Source organism: Haloarcula amylolytica, from assembly GCF_049705545.1.
GTDB lineage: Archaea > Halobacteriota > Halobacteria > Halobacteriales > Haloarculaceae > Haloarcula > Haloarcula amylolytica_B.
Window position 1 is genome coordinate 2,582,639 of the sequence record NZ_JBNAMU010000001.1, and the last position, 18,038, is coordinate 2,600,676.

10 protein-coding genes are annotated in these 18,038 nt (G+C 66.1%); 6 read left to right on the forward strand and 4 right to left on the reverse strand.

Features of this window, described 5'->3' with window-relative positions; all coding sequences use genetic code 11:
* Positions 1–42: 42 nt before the first annotated feature.
* Positions 43–1,782, forward strand: a complete 1,740-nt coding sequence (locus ACOZ4H_RS13505) for a Na+/H+ antiporter NhaC family protein (RefSeq protein ID WP_424329767.1) — start codon at positions 43–45, stop codon at positions 1,780–1,782.
* 47 nt (positions 1,783–1,829) lie between these two features.
* Here the strand turns inward: ACOZ4H_RS13505 and ACOZ4H_RS13510 are convergent, their stop codons facing one another.
* Entirely contained in the window at positions 1,830–2,888 is a 1,059-nt protein-coding gene (locus ACOZ4H_RS13510) for a glycosyltransferase (protein WP_424329768.1), read from the reverse strand.
* 142 nt (positions 2,889–3,030) lie between these two features.
* On the opposite strand from ACOZ4H_RS13510, the gene ACOZ4H_RS13515 reads away from it, so the two are divergent.
* The 3 genes from ACOZ4H_RS13515 to ACOZ4H_RS13525 all read left to right on the forward strand — a co-directional run bounded on the left by ACOZ4H_RS13515 (position 3,031) and on the right by ACOZ4H_RS13525 (position 7,334).
* Entirely contained in the window at positions 3,031–4,821 is a 1,791-nt protein-coding gene (locus ACOZ4H_RS13515) for a DUF2339 domain-containing protein (RefSeq protein WP_424329769.1), read from the forward strand.
* A gap of 74 nt (positions 4,822–4,895) precedes the next feature.
* Entirely contained in the window at positions 4,896–6,707 is a 1,812-nt protein-coding gene (locus tag ACOZ4H_RS13520; RefSeq protein WP_424329770.1) for a S9 family peptidase, read from the forward strand.
* Positions 6,708–6,818: 111 nt separating this feature from the next.
* Positions 6,819–7,334: an NUDIX domain-containing protein gene (locus ACOZ4H_RS13525; RefSeq protein ID WP_424329771.1), complete on the forward strand. Its 516-nt coding sequence runs from the start codon at positions 6,819–6,821 to the stop codon at positions 7,332–7,334.
* Here ACOZ4H_RS13525 and ACOZ4H_RS13530 read toward each other — a convergent pair.
* Entirely contained in the window at positions 7,331–8,389 is a 1,059-nt protein-coding gene (locus ACOZ4H_RS13530) for an NAD(P)-dependent glycerol-1-phosphate dehydrogenase (RefSeq protein ID WP_424329772.1), read from the reverse strand. The genes ACOZ4H_RS13525 and ACOZ4H_RS13530 overlap by 4 nt on opposite strands.
* Positions 8,390–8,540: 151 nt before the next feature.
* Here ACOZ4H_RS13530 and ACOZ4H_RS13535 point away from each other — a divergent pair, with 151 nt between their 5' ends.
* Together ACOZ4H_RS13535 and ACOZ4H_RS13540 are read left to right on the forward strand one after the other, a co-directional pair.
* Positions 8,541–11,144, forward strand: a complete 2,604-nt coding sequence (locus ACOZ4H_RS13535; RefSeq protein WP_424329773.1) for a glycoside hydrolase family 3 N-terminal domain-containing protein — start codon at positions 8,541–8,543, stop codon at positions 11,142–11,144.
* A 182-nt stretch (positions 11,145–11,326) separates the two neighbouring features.
* Positions 11,327–12,397: a TrmB family transcriptional regulator gene (locus ACOZ4H_RS13540; RefSeq protein WP_424329774.1), complete on the forward strand. Its 1,071-nt coding sequence runs from the start codon at positions 11,327–11,329 to the stop codon at positions 12,395–12,397.
* 3 nt (positions 12,398–12,400) lie between these two features.
* On the opposite strand, the gene ACOZ4H_RS13545 is transcribed toward ACOZ4H_RS13540, so the two are convergent.
* Complete coding sequence (locus ACOZ4H_RS13545; RefSeq protein ID WP_424329775.1) at positions 12,401–13,384, reverse strand: NAD-dependent epimerase/dehydratase family protein; 984 nt, start codon at positions 13,382–13,384, stop codon at positions 12,401–12,403.
* Positions 13,385–13,455: 71 nt separating this feature from the next.
* Positions 13,456–18,006, reverse strand: a complete 4,551-nt coding sequence (gene gltB / locus ACOZ4H_RS13550) for a glutamate synthase large subunit (RefSeq protein ID WP_424329776.1) — start codon at positions 18,004–18,006, stop codon at positions 13,456–13,458.
* Positions 18,007–18,038: the final 32 nt, after the last annotated feature.

Consider the following 18,038-nt stretch of genomic DNA (forward strand, 5'->3'; position numbering starts at 1 on the left):
CCGAATACGTACATTAATATAGCGCCACCCGGACCTGCCGGCATGGTTGAGGGAATCGCGGCTGGACCGTGGTCTATCGTACCTGCGCTCGTCGCCATCGGTCTCGCCTGGTACACCCGTGACGCCCTGATCGGGCTGTTCGTGGGCATCGTCATGACAGGCGTGCTGGTCGGCGCATTACACCCCCAGGCTGTCGGGGTCCCGTCCGACCTGATCACCGCTGGCGGTGAGGTGGCGACCGTCCAGCCACAGGCAGAAGACGGGAGTCCTTGGACGGTCGGCGTCGGTGGTATCGTACTCGGAGGGATCTTCGGGCTGAAACTCGTTCCGGAGATCATCGCCACGGCCCCGCTGTTCGGGGAGTGGTACGTGAAGAACGTCCTGCTCGCCATTTTCGCAATCGGCGGGCTGATCGGACTGATGATCCGAGCCGGTGCGATCCAGGGCGTGCTGGATGCGCTGGTGGCCCGGGCCGACTCCGCCGTAGACGCCGAGAAGGCCGCTTTCCTGGCCGGTATCGCCATCCACATCGACGACTACTTCAACTGCCTCGTGGTCGGTTCGATGATGCGGCCGCTGACCGACAAGTTCGACGTCTCGCGGGCCAAGCTGGCCTATTACGTCGACTCAGCGGGGTCGCCGGCCTCCCGGCTCGCGTTCTACTCGACGTGGGGGGCGGCGATGGTCGGCTTCATCGGGGGCGGCCTCGTCGAGGCACAGCAACAGGGGACGCTGCCGTCGGGCATGACCAACTTCGTCAACACCGGCGGTGACCAGGTCACCGCGGCGACCGGCGCCGTCTGGCCGCTGTTTTTCAACACGCTGTTTACCGGCTTCTATTCCTGGATCGCGCTCGGCCTCGCGGGACTCGTCGCGTGGCAAGTCGTGCCAAACATCTACGGGATGGGGACGGAGGAGTCCCGAGCGAGAGATGAGGGGAAAGTCGTCGGCGACGACGCCGACCCGATGATTTCAGCGGAAATGGACGAGTACGAGGTGTCCGAAACCGCCACGCCGGACTGGCGGAACTTCGCCTGGCCCATCCTCACGATGATCGTCGTCGGCCTCGGCGCGATGTTCTGGCGGGCCAGTCCTGTCATCTTTGTCGAAGGGAAGGAGGGGATGGGGAGCACCCTACTCCAGCTCGGTAGTTGGCAGCTCATCGCGCCGCCGAGCGGCCCGTGGGCCTTCAACATCGGTGGCGTCCAGTTGGGTCTCGCGTCCTTCTCGGCGCTGATCGTCGCCTTCCTGCTGTACCGCTGGAAGGGCGATATCCCGTCCAACGACGACGCCACCGATGCGATGATGGTCGGCTTCAAGGGCATCCTCCTGGCGGCCGTCATCCTGATGTTCGCCAGTTCCATCCAGAACGCGGTGACGATACTGGGCATCTCGTCGTTCGTGACGAACGTTTTCGGCGGCGTGCCGGCGTTTATTATCCCGGTCGGTGTCTTCCTCGTGACCTCGTTCGTCAGCTTCTCCGATGGGTCGTCGTGGTCGACCTACGGCATCATGTTCCCCATCGCTATCCCGCTCGCGTTCTCGACGGGCGCGAACCTCCCGCTCGTCCTCGGTGCGGTGTTCAGCGGTGGCATCTTCGGCGACCACACCTCGCCTATCAGCGACACGACCGTCCTCGCGTCGTCGACGAGCGGGAGCGACCACATGGTCCACGTCCGGAGTCAAGCGCCCTACGCCCTCATCGCGGCGGGTATCGCGGCCGTGCTGTTCCTCGTGTTCGGGCTGGTGCTCCCCGAAGGATTCCGCGTCATCCCGTACTGACTGGTGGCGGTTTTCCGCGTCGTCAGCGCGTCTGAGCGGCGTTCCGATTAGAAAAGACCGGTGTTCTCGATACGCGACTCGTACAGGTCCTCATACGCCGCACGGACCTGCGCGTGGTCGAACTCGGCGCAGGACTCGTCGACAGTCCGGCGTTCGAAGGCGGCCGATTCGGCGATTTTATCGGCGATCTCCTGCGGGTTCGTCACCCGGAACGCGCGGTCGCGCTGCTCGATGAGTTCGTGGGCCGACGACTCGGCCTGGTACTCCACGATGCCGATACAGCCACAGGCCATCGCCCAGAGGAGATCCGTGGCAAAGCATTCCCGGAACGCCGTCTGGACGAACACATGCGCGCCCTTGTAAATCGAGACGCGCTCTTCGATGTCACACGCGCCGACGAAGGTCACGCGGTCGTCGATGCGGAGGTCGGCCGCCTCCTGTTCGTAGTACGCTCGCTCCGGCCCGTCGCCGATGATCGTCGCCGACCAGCCCTTCTGTCTGAGCTCCGCCAGTCCGAGCAGTAGCGACTCGACGTTCGCGCTGCCGTCCAGCCGATGGGCGTACACCACGTCGATCTCCTCGTCGGGGTCGACTTCCCGGACAAGATCCATGTCGATGCTCTGTGGGAGAATCGCGGTCTGGTCCGCCGTCGCCCCCCGCTCGCGGACCCGCGTGCGGACGAGTTCGGATGGTGTGATGAGGCAATCGGATGCGCGGAGCGCGAGAGCCGCACGCCGGCTCTCGGGCACGTCCTCGTCCCCGAACCATTCCGTGAGAAGCGGCGCGCGCGACAGTGTTGCGCCGGTCTTGGCCGCGAGTGCGACCGACGACGGCGTCGGGTGGACATGGACGACATCCGGGCGGAACCGCGCGAGCATGACCGGCAGGCGAACACAGAAGGAGGGGACGGTCGGCGAGACGGTGACGGCGCGGTACGTGACGCCGTCCCGTTCGCGCTGATTGTCGAACCCCGTCCACCACTGCGAACAGAACACGGTCACGTCGTGGCCGGCATCGGCGAGTTCGGTAGCCACCCGCTCCAGCCGGGTCCGGCCCGCTGTGTCCCGGTACTGACTCGTCTCCATGGCGACGACCGCGACACGCATACAGGGGCGACGACGTGGCCGCTCAAAAATCCACCCGTTCACGTCTGAAGGCAGTGGACGGCGAATCGGCCGTTGGAGACCAATCGAGAAAGCTGTCGTTCGGCTGGATGTTTATTACAGCGACTCCGCAACGTGTCAGTGTATGAGCGATGATGGCGACCTCGAAGCGGAGGTACGGGACCTCCGCGCGGAGGTCGATGCCCTCCACGCACGCATCACCGCCCTGGAATCGGCGCTCGACACCGACCCGCCTCCGTCGGTCGAAGACGAAACTGCAAGTCCAGCAGTCGAACCGGACACGGCGGCACCCAGGGCGGACTCCACACCCGATTCGGGGACAGTACCAGAGACTGGCGAAACAGCCGACAGCGAAGCGCCGCCCGGCCAGCGGAACTGGGAGCGCGACATCGGGATGAAGTGGCTCGGCGGGGTCGGCGGGCTCGCGCTGGTGGTCGGCGTTGTCTTCTTCATTCGTCTGGCCATCGAAGCGGGCTACCTCGGCCCGCTCGGGCGTGTGCTCACCGGCACAGCGGGCGGGCTCATACTGCTCGCGGGCGGTCGGTACGCCGCCGAGCGGCAGGGCTACGACCGATGGGGTCGGCTCGTCGCGGGGACCGGCCTCGCCATCGCGTATTTCAGCGTCTACGCGGCCTACGGTTTCGACTCGTATCGAGCCGCCATCGGAGCGCCGCTGTGGGTGGTTCTGCTGGTCCTGACAGCTCTCGTGGCCGCCACAGCGGTTGTCTCGGTGCGGGACCACGCGCCGGCCGTCGCCGGCGAGGCGTTCCTGCTGGGTTATGTCACTTCCTACGTCGGGCTTGATTCTGGTTCCTTCGTCGTCTCGCCGGCCTACGTCGTTCTTCTCACGGCCGGGCTGGTGACCATCGCCGCCGTCCGGCCGTGGAGTCGGCTCGTCCTCGGCAGCGTCCTCCCGGCCTACGTGCTCCACCTCGCGTGGCTGGAGCGGCTGGAGCCGCCAGAGGCAGTCGCCACCGCTGTTCTCGTCGCGACGTTCGCCGTCTACACCGCTGGTGTGTACGTGCTCCGTGCGAGCGACCGAACGGACCGATGGCACCGCCGGCTGGTGGAGGCGACGACCGGGCTCAACGCCGTGTTCGCCGTGTTGTTGCTGGAAGGCGTCGTTCGTCGCCTTCTCCCGACAGCGCCGGACGGGGTGGCTGTCGGCGCAGTCGGACTCGCCCTCGGCGGCGTCTACGCCGTCACCGAGGCGCGGTTAGGACAGCAGAACAGCGCGGCTGGGGTGCTTGCCGTCGTGCTACTCGCCGTCAGCGTCGTCCTCGCAGCCGACCCGTTCTTTGCGACTGCCGGGCTTTTCGTCCTGCTCTGTGGAGCGCTGGCGGTCGGGTCCCGCCGCGACGCGAGAGCGGTTCGGCTCGGCGGGCACCTCGTCGCTGTCGGGACCGTCGCCAAACTGCTCGCCGTGGACGCGACCGAATTACCGGCGTTCTCGCTCGCGGACCCGCTGGCGACCGCGATGGGGCGACCAGCCGCATACCTGCTGGGAATCGCGGTCTTCTACGCGCTCGGTCGGAGGTTCGGCAGCGCATCGACGACGGTGCCAAGCACTGACCGCGAACTCTCGGTGGCTGCGCCGTACGCTTGGACGGCGACCGGGCTCGCGGTGGTGCTTCTGGGACTGGAGCTTTCGGGGGCCGGGCTGTCGGTTGCGTGGGCGGTCCTGGGGCTCGCGTTCGTGGGGGTCGGCCTCGCGTTTGACGCCCGCAGTCGCCGTCTTCAGGGCGTCGTCGTCCTCGGTCTGGTGACGACCAAGGTGTTCCTCTACGACACGCAGGGGCTCGATACGCTCGCCCGGACTCTCTCGTTCCTCGTACTGGGTGGCATCCTCCTCGTCGCCTCGTACGCGTACGCCCGCTGGCAGGGTGAGGAACCACTCAAGCGACTCTCTGGATAACAGCCGCCGCGTTCCGCTGAATCAGACCACGGCCGCCGCAAAGGGTTTTGCCGGTCGCTACCCTCCCTCCCGTTGTGACCGCGTACGACCTCTCTCGCTATCTGAACGTCCGCAGCGCCTACGGCAGTTCGTTCGCGCCGGACGGGACGCTCGCCTTCCTGATGAATACGACCGGCGTCGCACAGCTCTGGTCGCTGGCGGAACCGCGGGGCTGGCCCGAGCAACAGACCTTTTACGACGACACCGTGAGCTTCGTCGACTACTCGCCCGAGCGCCAGGAACTCGTCTTCGGCATGGACGAGGGCGGGAACGAGCGGGCGCAGCTATACCGGCTCGACGCGGACGGACGCGTCCACGAACTCACCGGGATGCCCGACGCGAAACACCGCTGGGGCGGCTGGTCGCCCGACGGCGAACGATTCGCGTTCGCGTCGAACCGCCGCGACGAAGCCGTCTTCGACATCTACGTGCAGGACCGCGACGCGACCGGCGACGATGCGGAACTAATCTGGAAGGGCGACGGCTGGTTCTCCGTCGGCGGCTTTTCGCCCGACGGTGAGCGACTGCTAGTCAGCGAAGCCCACTCCAGTTTCGACCAGGACATCTACGTGCTGGACATCGATAGCGAGGACCTCAGCCATCTCACGCCACACGAGGGGAAGGTCAGGTACACGAGCGCATCGTGGGGACCGGATGGCGATGCGGTGTATCTCGTCACCGACGCCGAGAGTGACACGCTCGAGCTGGCCCGCCTCTCGGTCGACGGCGACCTCGACATCGTGCGCTCGGACGACCAGTGGAACATCGACGGCGTCGCGCTGGACAAGGACAGCGGCCGGTTAGCGTACTCGCGCAACGTCGACGGCTACAACGAACTCACCGTCGGCGAACTGACGGGGCCGACGACCATCGAGACGTTCCCGACGCCGGACCTCCCAGGTGGGTTGGCTGGCGGCGTCTCCTGGGGGCCTGACGCCGAACGATTCGCCGTTAGCGTCACCGGACGGACAGTCAACACCAACGTGTTCGTCGTCGAGGCCGAAACCGGCGAGAGCGAACAGTGGACGGCCGCCTCGACGGCCGGCATCCCGCGCGAGACGTTCATCGAACCCGAGGTCGTCCGGTTCGACTCCTTCGACGGGCGGGAGATCCCGGCGCTGTTCTCGCTGCCGGCGGACGCCGCCGGGACGGCTGCTGCCGACAGCGATACGCCCGTCATCGTCGACATCCACGGCGGCCCGGAGAGCCAGCGCCGGCCGTCGTTCTCGGGCCTGACCCAGTACTTCCTCTCGCGGGGCTACGCCGTCTTCGAGCCCAACGTCCGCGGATCGACCGGCTACGGGAAGGCCTACACGCACCTCGACGACGTGGAAAAGCGGCTGGACTCGGTGAAGGACCTGCGGGCCGGCGTCGACTGGCTCCACGACCACCCGGCCGTCGACCCCGGCCGAGTCGTGGCGATGGGCGGGTCCTACGGCGGCTTCATGGTGCTGGCGGCGCTGACGGAGTACCCCGACCTCTGGGCGGCCGGCGTCGACGTGGTCGGCATCGCCAACTTCGTCACGTTCCTCGAAAACACCGGCGACTGGCGGCGCGAACTCCGCGAGGCCGAGTACGGCTCCCTCGATACGGACCGCGAGTTCCTCGAATCGATCTCCCCGATCAACAACGTCGACCGCATCGACGCGCCGCTGTTCGTCCTCCACGGCGCCAACGACCCCCGGGTCCCGGTCGGCGAGGCCGAACAGATCGCCGAACAGGCCGCAGAGCAGGGGGTTCCGGTGGAGAAGCTCGTCTTCGACGACGAGGGCCACGGCATCAGCAAGCGGGAGAACCGCATCGAGGCCTACACCGCTGTCGTCGAGTTCCTCGACGAGCACGTCTGAGCGTTCTCGACGGGAATCCGGAGACTGCGACGTTACAGAGTTTTTATAGGGGTGTTTCAAGCGGCGAAAACGTTCAGGCGGCTTTATAATGGTGCCGAAGCAGCGTTTCGTATGGAGATAGCCGAGCGCTCGCGAGCGCGGGTGCAGGAGCGCCTCGCCCGTCTCGAACAGGAGTTCGGCTCGACGCCGGTGGACCAGACCACCTTTTCGGTGGGCGCGGAGGCGTACCAGCGTGCCGTCGAGCGCTCACGGGAGGGACAGGTGGACGTCCACGCGTTCGTCCACAACGAGTCGGGCGACGTGTTGCTCAGCGACGCCGACGGGTCCTGGGAGATCCCGCAGGGCCAGACACAGGGGGCCGAGCGGCCGGCGACGGCGGTCGAGCGGGTCGTCTCGGAGACGGCCGGCGTCGCGTGTACGATACGGGACGCGGTGCGGGCCACTATCTGCGGGGTGCGAAACGAGACGGACCCGGACGACGAGACGGTGTACCGGCTCAGCATCGTTTTCGATGCCGAAATCAACAGCGCCGCACTCGAAGACGGTGATGCCGAGACAGCCGACGATCCCGATGTATCGATTCGATGGGACGACCCGGGTGAGGTCGCAGTCGCGGAACTGGTTTAGATGACGCCGGTGACCGTCGCCGCTTCTATGGCCGCTTCTTCACTCATGCCGTCGCCGAGCACCGTGTAGCGGTCGCGGATCTGATGGGCCGTCGTCAGCGCTTCGATCACCGTCTCGTCGTCGATGCCGAGGTCATCCGCCGTCGTCGGCGCGCCGATGGCCGACAGCGCGTCTCTGGCGTCCTTCCACTTGCCTTTCTGGCCGCTGTGGAGGTACTCGGTCATTATCGAGCCGACACCGACCTGGTGGCCGTGGAGCGCGCCGTTGGGGACGAGCCGATCCAGCTGGTGGGAAAACAGGTGTTCCGCGCCGCTTGCCGGGCGCGAGGAACCGGCGATAGACATCGCGACGCCGGAGGAAACGAGCGCTTTCACAACGATCCACGAGGACTCCTCCAGGCCCTGCTTTATCGAGTCGGCGCTCTCGACGAGCATCTCGGCGGTCATCTGGGAGAGCGCGCCGGCGTACTCGGAGTAGGGGACGTTCTTGAGCCGATGAGCGAGCTGCCAGTCCCGAACCGCGGTGTAGTTCGAGATGATGTCGGCACAGCCGGCCGTGGTCAGCCGCCAGGGAGCCTCCGCTAGTACCTCGGTGTCAGCGATGACAGCCAGCGGCGGTTCGGCGGCGACGCTGTGGCGCGTATCGCCCTCGGGGACAGAGCCCCGGCCGGAGACGATGCCGTCGTGGCTCGCGGCCGTCGGCACCGAGACGAATCCCAGGCCCAGGTCGTCGGCCGCCATCTTCGTGATGTCGATGGCTTTCCCGCCGCCGACGCCCAGCAGGAAGCCCGCATCGATCTCCGACGCGTGGTCGATGACCTGCTGCACGGCGTCGAAACTGGCCTCCTCGATGACGATCTCGGAGGGGTCGTACCCCTCGTCCTCGAACTGTGCGACGACCCGCTTCCCCGCGACGTCGTGTGGCGTCGGACTGGAGACGATGAGCGGCCGGCCGGTCAGGTGGAGTTCGCTGACGGCCTCGATTGTCCTGCCGAGGACGCCGTGCCCGACCACGACGTTCCGGGGCAGGCGGATCCAGGTGCGTTTCTCGAACATGGTTGCCTGTCTCCGGGCACGCGTGAAAACAGTTTAGGTGCGCGGTATCAGTCAGGGCGTCAAAAGCGCCCCGGCAGCAAATCTTTTGACAACTATCATACACCAGTTTTCCAAAAACAATTATTAACATCACTGTTTGGGTGCGCCTGTCATGACAAATGACACGACTGACGACGGCATGCGAGCGTCTCGGCGGACGTTCCTGAAAGCGACCGGTGTGGCCACGGCAGCGGCCGCGACCGGCGCAGGTGTTGGGACCGCCGCGGCGCAACCGGACGTCGATTCGCTCATCGGCGACCTCACACTGGAGCAGAAAGCGGCCCAGATGACACAGGTCGCGATCAGCTCCTTCGAGGCGGAGCCGGAGGAATCGAACGTCCCCGACAGCTTCGGGGTCGACACGGTCGGCGAGTACTTCAGCGAACTCGGCGTCGGGTCGATCCTCTCGGGTGGGGCCGAGCCGCCGAGCTTCGACGCCAACGCCGTAGTCCAGGGTATCAACGCCCTACAGGAGTACAACCTGAAGAACGCCGATCACGACATCCCGTTCCTCTACGGCGTCGACGCGACACACGGAAACGGCCTGCTGGAGGGTGCGACGGTGTTCCCCCAGCGGCTGAACATGGGTGCGACGCGAGACTTGAGTCTGATCGCAGAGGCCGAGCGCCACACGAGCGACTCGACGGCGTCGATGGGCGCACACTGGACGTTCGCACCCACGACGGATCTCCAGCGGGACCCCCGCTGGGGCCGCTTCTTCGAGGGCATCAGCGAGGACCCGAAACTCGAAGCGGATGTCTCACGGGTACGAGCACGGGCGCTAGAGGACGACGACCGGCTGACGGCGTGTGTCAAACACTTCGCGGCCTACTCCGTCCCGAACAACGGCAACGACCGCGCACCGGCCTCGACATCGCTACGTGACCTCCGGACGAACATCCTCCCGCCGTACCGGGAGGCACTGGAATCAGAGCCCGGCACGGTGATGGTCAACAGCGGCTCGATAAACGGGGTTCCGGCCCACGCCTCCCACTGGCTGTTGACGACACTGCTCCGGGACACCTACGGCTACGAGGGGATGGTCGTCTCCGACTGGGACGACCTGAATCGGATGCTCACGAACCACGACTACGCGCCCGACTTCGAAACGGCGACCGAGATGGCGATCAACGCCGGCGTCGATATGTACATGATCGGCAACGGCGGCGACGCGCCGGGACCGGTCCAGTTCATCGACACCGTGGTCGGTCTCGTCGAGGACGGCGCGATTCCGATGGAACGCATCGACGAAGCGGTCCGACGGATCCTCGAACTGAAGAGCGATCTCGGCCTGTTCGAGCAGCCGACGGTCGACGAATCCCGTATCGGGAACGTGCTCGGCGGCGCACAGGAGACCGCCGAGACGATGGCCAAGGAGTCACTTGTCCTCTTGAAAAACGCCGAGGGCACACTCCCGTTATCCGGCGACGAGAGCGTCCTACTGACTGGGCCCGGCGTCGACGGCGACAGCAACAACACCCGCGCACTGATGCAACACGGCGGCTGGACGCTCGGCTGGCAGGGGGCCAGCGCCGGCGGTCCGTACCCGCGCCAGACCCTCCTCGAAGACGAACTGAGCGAGCGCGTCGGCAGTCTCACGCACGTGCCCACATCGTACGAGAACACCACCTGGTGGGCCGGCGAGGGCGATGGCGAGAACCAGCAAAGCGACGAGAACGGCAACTTCGACTTCACCGACGAGCAGCGGTCACAGGTCGAGTCGGCGGCCCCCGAATCCGACGCCGTCGTCGTCGTTATCGGCGAAGGAACCCACAACGAAGGCTTCGGCGACCGGGACGAACTGGTGCTCGACGAGTCCCAACAGGCGCTGCTGGATACCGTCGTCGAGTCCGCCGACGATTCGACGCCGATCATCGGCGTCATGCTCGCCGGCGCGCCCCGAGGGTCTCCGGAGACGTTCAGCCAGCTCGATGCGCTCCTGTTTGCCGGTCAGCCCGGCAGCGACGGCGGAGTCGCCATCGCCGAGACGCTGGTCGGCGAGTACAATCCATCCGGGAAACTCCCGTTCAGCTGGCCCGAGAACGTCGGTACCACGCCCGTGCAGTACAACCGCTACGAGCCGACATCGACGGGTGGGACGGACAATACCGCGATATACGAGTACGGTCACGGCCTCTCGTACACCGACTTCGAGTACGGGAGCGTCGCGGTCACACAGCCGACCGTCGGCAACCCGGCCAATCAATCTGAGGTGACCGTCAGCGTCGAGGTGACGAACACCGGCGAGATGCCCGGCGAACACATCGTCGAGGTGTTCAACACCCAGTCCTACGGGTCGGTGCTCCAGCCGATGCGCCGCCTGCTCGGCTACGAACGCGTCTCACTGGACTCCGGCGAGTCGACCACAGTAGACGTGACGGCCGACCTGACGGCGCTGGAAGTCGTCCCCGGTGACGTGCTCGGCCTCGGGCCGAAAGTCGTCGAATCTGGCGAGTACGAACTCACTGTCGGCCAAGACGGCCCGACGACCACGCTGACCGTCCAGAACACGGCGAGCATCACCGATCCGGACCCCGTTCCGGGGCTCCCCGATGGATCTGGCGGCAACCCCGGACGGGGCAATGGAAACAGTGGGAACGGGAATAACGGCAACGGAAACAGCGGCAATGGCAATGGGAACGGGAACAGCAGCAACCGCGACCCGACGATGGAAGACGTCGTCGACCTCCTGGATGAGGTCCGACAGCGGTCCTGAGAAGGTCGTCGCGGTCTAACACCGCCTGTTTCGGGGACAGCTCTGTTCCGGGGGCCACTACCCCGTACCGACACACTTCGGCCCGCTCCTACCCTTACTAATTATTATATACTTTCGATGATACTACCTGGCACAGCGGCTCCGTGATTCGAGGCCACCCAGCACGCTCTGACCCGCTCATCATGCCTGACTCCACACGCCAACCCAACGCGACCGTTCGGGACCGACTCCAGCAGTACGGCCTCTCCGAGACAGAGGCCGAAACGTACCTCGCCGTCGTCGAAAAGGGACCGGCGACGGCTCGAACAGTGGCTGAGACGGCAGGGGTCTCCAAGAGCTACGTGTACGACATCTGTGAGTCGCTGGCCGCGAACGGCTTCGTCACCGTCGACGACCACCGGACGCCGACAGTCATTCGTGCCACGCCCCCGTCGAAGGCCTTCGGAACGCTGAGACGCGAACTCGACACGCTGGAGACGGCGGTGCAGACCCGGTACGAGAACAACTCGGCCGACGACAACTCCTTCGAGGTGGTCAAATCCAGACCGACCATCATCAAGCGCCTGAAACAGCACATCGAAGCCGCCGAATGCGAGGTCGTGCTCCAGGTCCCGGCCCGTCGGCTCCCGGAGATCCGCGACACGCTCCGCCGTGCCCGCGAGCGGGGTATCCTCGTGCTCCTGACGCTGTCGAGCTACGACGCGGCAACGACGGAACTGGAACTGGAGGGCATCGCCAACGCCGTCCGTCTCGGCCTCGACGGCGCGCCCTCGTTGCTTGCGACCGACCAGCAGCGCGGGTTCGTCTCTCCGTCGACGATGCTCAGCTGGGACCACGACGAGACGAACGCGATCACGTTCACGCAGGAGGCGGTGGCGGCGGTGTTAGTCGGTTCCTACCTGGGCAATTACTGGCCGATAGGCGAGGAGGTCCTGGTTTCGCGGACCCCATCGCTTCCGGCCCGGTACGACATGTTCCGCCCCGTCGTGTTCACGACGACACTCGCGCTCCGGGCCGGTGAGTCCGTCGTCGCCGACCTGTATGCGCGGCCGACAGGCTCCGACGACGACTTCGAAGTGATATCCGGCGAGGTGATCGATGTTCGACAGAACCTCGTCGAACCACACAACAGCGATTTCGGGTTCGAGAACTCGCTGGTCGTCGACACCGGACAAGGCCGCATCACCGTCGGCGGATACGGCGCGTTCTTGGAGGACTACGAGGTCAAGCACACGACGCTCCGTCGGGCGTAGTGATCACCCGGTCAGGCGGTCGATGAGCGTCGCTTCCGTGTCCCGGTCAGGTCCGAACTCCCGGCCGGTTCGGTCGTTCTCCCGATGTTCGGCAACGGTGACGGCCAGCGCTGTCTCGTGGGGGGTCGACGACCAGCCCAGGTCACGGAGCTTCGCCGTCGACAACAGATGCGGCGAGTCGCGGTAGATGGGGAAATCGTCAGGGTCCAGCCCCGCCGCCGCGAGTTCACGTTCGCCGACGCCGATTGTCTCGACGTCCGTCTCGTGGACCCTGGCGAGCAGACCGATCCACTCCCGGAGCGTCGGCGCGTGCTCGTCGCCGACGTTGTAGGCCTCGCCGGCCGTCCCCCGCTCCGCGACGAGTCGGAGCGCACTCGCCACGTCCTCGACGTAAGCCATCTGCCAGAGGCTGAGGCCGTCGCTGGGAACGACGACTCGGTCGTACTCAGCCACCCGGTCCACCCAGTAGGCGAACCGCTCGGTGTAGTCGTGGGGGCCGTACACGACGGTCGGCCGGACGCTCATCGCCCGGACGCCGTCCGCTGCGGCGGCGAACACCTCGCGGTCGCCTTCGGCCTTCCGTGGCCCGTAGGTCTCCGCGCTGTCGGTTGTGGCCTGTTCGGCAGTACAGCCTGCAAGCGGCGTCTCGCCCTCCCGCTTGGGTGTCCGTTCGACGCCGTAGGCCGCGCCGCTAGAAACGTACACGTACGCGTCGACATCGGCAAACACGTCAGTCGCTACCCTGACATCTTCCGGAAAGTACGCCACACAGTCGACGACCACGTCGGGATCGACTTGGGCGCGAGCGGTTGCGAGTGTCTCCCGCTCGCGCCGGTCGCCTTCGATGTGGGCGACATCGGTGTCCGCGAACGGGTTCGGGCGCTGCCCGCGGGTGAGCATCGTCACATCGTAGCCCGCGTCGCGGAACTCGGTGACCGTGTGTCGGCCGATGAACCTGCCGCCGCCGATGACGAGGACGCTGTCCATAGCTATGCCTGGTCCGGCGGCATCAAAAAACGGCACGTCGAAATCAGCTAGCCGTCTCCGATAGCGAAGTCTCAGTCGTCAGTGGAGGCGGCGAAATCCGCTTCAGTGGCTTCGGCGCTCGGAGCGGCCTTGGCCGGCGGCTCGTTGCGCACGTCGTCGCGCTCGCGGTCGGCGATGACCTCGGCGTAGGCGTCGGGCATCACCTTCGTGAAGTTCTCCAGCTCGGCGTCCCAGTTTTCGAGCAGGTCCGCCGCGCGGTCGGAGTCGGTGTAGGCGGCGTGGTTCTCGACGAGTCGGGTGATCATCTGGCGGTCCTTCCCTTCGAGGGTATCGGACAGCGATACCATGCCGGTGTTTGCCTTCTCGTGGAAGGTGCCGTCAGCGTCGTAGACGTAGGCGACGCCGCCGGACATCCCGGCCGCGAAGTTCTTGCCGGTCTCGCCCAGCACGACGATTGCGCCGCCGGTCATGTACTCACAGCCGTGGTCGCCGACGCCCTCGACGACGCCTTTGACCCCGGAGTTGCGGACGGCGAAGCGCTCGCCGGCCATGCCGTTGACGTAAGCCTCGCCCTGGGTCGCGCCGTACAGCGCGACGTTGCCGATGACGATGTTCTCCGTCGGGTCGAACGGGGCCTGGTCCGGCGTGTTCAGGATAAGCTTCCCGCCGGAGAGGCCCTTGCCGACGTAGTCGTTGGCCGTCCCGGTCAGCTCCATCGTCACGCCCTGTGCGAGGAACGCGCCGAAGGACTGGCCGGCCGTGCCGTCGAAGTCGACCCGGATGGTGTCGTCCGCGAGGCCGTCGCCGCCGTGCTCGCGGGAGATGCGGTTCGAGAGCGTCGCCCCGACCGCGCGGTCGACGTTGTTGATCTCGGTGTCGATAGCGACCGGGTCACCTTGGTAAATAGCGTCCTCGGCGGCGTCGATGAGGTCCCAGTCGAGCTGTTCGTCCACCTCGTGGGTCTGCTCGCGCTGCTTGTAGCGGCCGTCGTTGTCGGCCGGCTCCGCGATGACCCCCGAGAGGTCGAGCTTCTGGGCCTTCGGCTGGGACACGTCGTCGCGCTGTGCCAGCACGCCCGGTCGGCCGACCATCTCCTCGACGGTCTCGAAGCCGAGTTCGGCCATGATCTCGCGCAGCTCCTGGGCCACGAACGTCATGTAGTTGATAACGTGCTGTGGCTCGCCGGGGAACCGCTCGCGGAGGTTCTCGTTCTGCGTGGCGATGCCGACCGGGCAGGTGTTCTCGTGGCACTGCCGGGCCATCACACAGCCGGAGGTGACCAGCGACGCGGTCCCGAAGGTGTACCCTTCAGCACCGAGCAGGGCGGCGACGGCCACGTCGCGGCCGGTCTTCATGCCGCCGTCGGTGGTGACTTTGATGCGCGACCGCAGGCCGGTCGCTCGGAGCATCTGATTGGCCTCCGAAACACCGAGCTCCCAGGGGAGGCCGGCGTTCTTGATGGAGGTCTTCGGCGACGCGCCGGTCCCGCCGTCGTGGCCCGAGATGTGGACCACGTCGGCGTTGGCCTTGGCGACGCCGGCCGCGATAGTCCCGATGCCGTCCTCGGAGACCAGCTTGACGTTGATGTCGGCCTCGGGGTTCGAGGCCTTGAGGTCGTGGATGAGCTGCTTGAGGTCCTCGATGGAGTAGATGTCGTGCAGCGGCGGCGGCGAGATGAGGCCGACGCCCGGCGTCGCGTACCGGACGTGGGCGATCATCTCGTTGACCTTCTTGCCGGGCAGGTGGCCGCCCTCGCCGGGTTTCGAGCCCTGCGCCATCTTGATCTGTAGCTCGTCCGCCGACGCGAGATAATCGGAAGTGACGCCGAAGCGGCCGGACGCGACCTGCTTGGTCAGACACTCCTTCTCGGTGTCGAACCGCTCCGGCGGCTCGCCGCCCTCGCCGGTGTTGGCGTTGGCCCCGAGCCGGTTCATCGCGATGGCGTTGTTCTCGTGCATCTCGGGCGACAGCGACCCGAGCGACATCGCCGCGGTCTCGAACCGTTCGACGATGTCCTCGACCGGCTCGACGTCCTCGATGGGGATGGACTCGCGGTCGGAGTCGAACTCCAGCAGGCCGCGCAGCGTCTGGAGCTCCTCGTTCTGGTCGTTGATCAGTTCGGCGAACTCCTTGTACGTGTCGTAGTCGCCCATCCGGACAGCCTGCTGGATCTTGCCGACCGTGTTGGGGTTCCACTGGTGGTGGATGCCGTTCGAACGGAACTCGTACTCGCCCTGGCGGGGCATCTCCGGCTCCTCCTCGCTCCAGGCGATGTCGTGGCGCTGCGTGAGGTCGTCCTCGATCTCCTCGATGCCGATTCCCTCAGTCCGGGAAGTCGTCCCCTCGAAGTACTCGGCGACGAAGTCCGAGGAGAGGCCGACGGCCTCGAAGATCTGGGCTCCCTGGTAGGATTCGACCGTGGAGATACCCATCTTGGCCATCGTCTTCAGGAGGCCGTCCTCGACGGCGGTGATGTAGGCGTCGATAGCGTCGGCCAGGTCCGCGCCGTCCGGTCCGGCGACCAGGTCCTCGATGGTCTGGTAAGCCAGGTAGGGGTTGACCGCGCCGGCCCCGTAGCCGATGAGCGTCGCGAAGTGATGGACCGCACGCGGGTCGCCGGACTCGATGACGAGCCCGACGTGGTTGCGGAGGCCGTTGCGGACGAGGTGGTGGTGGACGCCACCAACCGCGAGGAGGCTCGGGATCGGCACGCGGTCCTCGCTCGCTGTCCGGTCAGAGAGCACGATGATATCGTGTTCCTTGGCAGCGGCGTCGGCCTCGGCTCGCACGTCCTCGACAGCCTGGCGGAGGTCGCCGCCCTTCTCGTAGGTGATGTCGAGGACCTTCGTTGACATGTCGTTCGCGTCCAGGTCCTTGATCGACGCCGTCTCCTCGTCGGTGAGGATCGGCGAGTCGAGGACGAGCTGGCGGGCGTGGTCCTGGCTCTCGTCGAGCATGTTCCGCTGGAAGCCCAGCCGCGATTCCAGCGAGGTGACGAGCTCCTCGCGAATGTAGTCGAGCGGGGGGTTCGTCACCTGGGCGAACAGCTGCTTGAAGTAGGTGAAAAGCGGGCGGTTGAACTGCGAGAGTACCGACAGCGGCGTGTCGTCGCCCATGGAGCCGACGGGGTCCTTGCCTTTCTCGGCCATCGGCTCGATGAGGTGGTCGACCTCGTCGTACGTGTAGCCGTACATGGCCTGATGGCTCCGGAGCGCGTCAGTGGGGTCGCGGGGCGCGTTGTCCTCGCGGTCGGCGACGTCGCCGAGATCGACCTGTTCCTCGGCGACCCACTCGCCGTACTTGTCGTCGGTGATGTCGTCAAACACTTCGGCGTCAGGGATGACACGCCCTTCTTCGGGGTCAGCGAGGAAACACTGGCCGGGCTGGAGCCGGCCGCGCTCTTGAATCTCGCTGGCGTCGTGTTCCAGCGCGCCGGCTTCCGAGGACATCACGAGCGTGTTGTCCTCCAGCACGTCGTAACGGCACGGGCGGAGGCCGTTCCGGTCCAGCACGGCACCGATGCGGTCGCCGTCGGTGGCTGCGACGAGCGCCGGGCCGTCCCAGGGTTCGACCAGCGAGGCGTGGTAGTCGTAGAAGTCACGCCGGTCGCCGGTCACGTCGTTCATCTCGCCGCGCCAGGCTTCTGGAATGAGCATCCGCAGCGCGTGGGGGAGGTCGCGACCGCCCTGGAGCAGGAGTTCGAGCGCGTTGTCGACGCTCGCAGTGTCTGACTGCTCGGGGTCGTCGATGATCGGTTTGATCTTCTCCAAGTCGCCCTCGAACTCGTCGCTCTGGATGTCAGTCTCCCGAGCGCGCATCCAGTTGATGTTGCCCTGGATGGTGTTGAACTCGCCGTTGTGGATGATACGGCGGTACGGATGAGCGAGGTGCCACGCGCCCAGCGTGTTCGTCGAGAAGCGGGCGTGGACCATCGCGAACGTCGACTGCATCCGCTCGTCTTCGAGGTCAGGGTAGTAGTCTTCGAGCTGTTCGGCCTTGAGCAGGCCCTTGTACACCACCACATCGGTTGCGAGAGAGACGACGTAGAAGCGCTCGTGACCCGGCGGTTTCTCTTCCTCGACGGTGTTTTCGAGCGACCGACGGCCGACGTACAGCTGGTTCTCGAAGGCGTCGCCGGTCTTGCCCGTCGCGGAGGTGACGAAAAACTGAACGATGGCGGGCTCCGATTCCAGCGCCGTCGCGCCCAGGTCGCTGTTGTCTGTGGGAACGTCGCGCCAGTCGAGGACATCGAGGCCCTCCGCGGCGAGTTCCGCCTCGACGAGATCTTTCAGGCTCTCCGCGACCTCGTCGTCGTCCTTCGGGAGAAAGAGCGTGCCGACGGCGTACTCGCCGGCGGGCGGCAGGTCGGCGTCGACTTCGTCGGCGAAAAACTCGTGTGGAATCTGGAGCATGATGCCCGCCCCGTCGCCCGTGTCCTGCTCGGCACCTGTCGTCCCTCGATGTTCGAGATTGTCGAGGAGTTCGAGTCCGTCCGATACAACCCAGTGGTCGCTCTGGCCGTCGAGGTCCATGACGACCCCGACACCACAGTTCGACCGCTCGTCCGTGGGATCTGCAAGCCCGGCTTCGCCTGCAGAGAGACCTGTCTGTCGCTCAACCATGTGTTTCACGCCTAGGTATGCCACTATAAGAG